Source organism: Pseudorhodobacter sp. W20_MBD10_FR17 (genome assembly GCF_052119765.1).
Classification (GTDB): domain Bacteria; phylum Pseudomonadota; class Alphaproteobacteria; order Rhodobacterales; family Rhodobacteraceae; genus Pseudorhodobacter.
Window position 1 is genome coordinate 1 of sequence record NZ_JBGQOQ010000111.1, and the last position, 1,163, is coordinate 1,163.

General features: G+C 56.0%; 1 pseudogene and 1 other annotated feature. The pseudogene reads left to right on the plus strand.

The features are described from left to right. A pseudogene (locus tag ACEN2J_RS20815) lies at positions 1-1,152 on the plus strand (IS3 family transposase); the annotation flags it as partial. Continuing rightward, positions 166-321, plus strand: a sequence feature (AL1L pseudoknot). It overlaps the preceding pseudogene by 156 nt. Positions 1,153-1,163 lie beyond the last annotated feature (11 nt).

The window sequence follows — 1,163 nt, forward strand, 5'->3', positions numbered from 1 at the left end:
TAAATTGGGTTGTTCGCCGGACAGCCTTCGCGTTTGGATGCGCCAGATCCAGCGTGATGGTGGCGAACGACCGGGGCCGACGAGTGAAGAGAAGGCGCGCATTAAGGAGTTGGAGCGCGAGAACCGCGAACTGCGTCAAGCCAATGAGATTTTGCGTAAGGCGTCGGCTTATTTTGCCCAGGCCCCTTTCGCGGTTTGAAGGCAAACCGCTGCCGGGCAGCGGGAGCTCGACCGCCCGTTTCGCAAATGATTGCCTTCATTGAGGAAAGCCGGGATGCACTCGGGGTCGAGCCAATCTGCAGGGCGTTGCAGTTTGCTCCCTCCACTTATTATGAACGGCGCAGCATCGCGCTTGATCCTGATCGGGCGTCAGCGCGCGCCAGGTCTGATGCTGCCCTTAGCGTCAAGATAGACAAGGCTTGGGCGGACAACCGTAAACTCTACGGTGCTCGGAAGGTTTGGCACGTTTTGCTGCGGGAAGGTGAAGATGTAGCGCGCTGCACAGTGGAGCGATTGATGCGCAGTTTAGGCATCAAAGGGGTCATTCGGGGCAAAAAGGTCATCACCACGAACCCAGACACATCTTTGCCCTGCCCAGACGACAAGGTGAACAGGCTGTTCAAGGCGGATCGGCCAAACAAGCTGTGGGTTTCAGACTTTACCTATGTGCCAACTTGGTCGGGCACCGTTTACGTGGCGTTTGTCATCGACGTTTTCGCAAGGCGGATCGTAGGCTGGCGGACCTCCACATCCATGAAGACACAATTCGTCCTCGATGCGCTGGAGCAGGCGATATGGCAAAGAAAAACACCAGATAACAAGGAGTTGGTCCACCATTCCGACCGCGGATCGCAATACCTATCGATCAAGTATACCGAGCGATTGGCAGAGGCAGAAATCGATCTCTCGGTCGGAACCGTCGGCGACGCCTATGACAATGCGCTGGCCGAGTGCGTCATCGGTCTCTTCAAAACTGAGGTCATCAACCAGATCGGCCCGTGGAAGTCGATGCGCGAAGTCGAATGGGAGACGCTGAAATGGGTCGATTGGTATAACAACCGCCGCCTTCTCGGGCCCATCGGATATATCACCCCCGCAGAAGCAGAGGAGACATTCTATGCAAACCTGAACACACTCGATATGGTCGCCTAGTCGTTGAACAA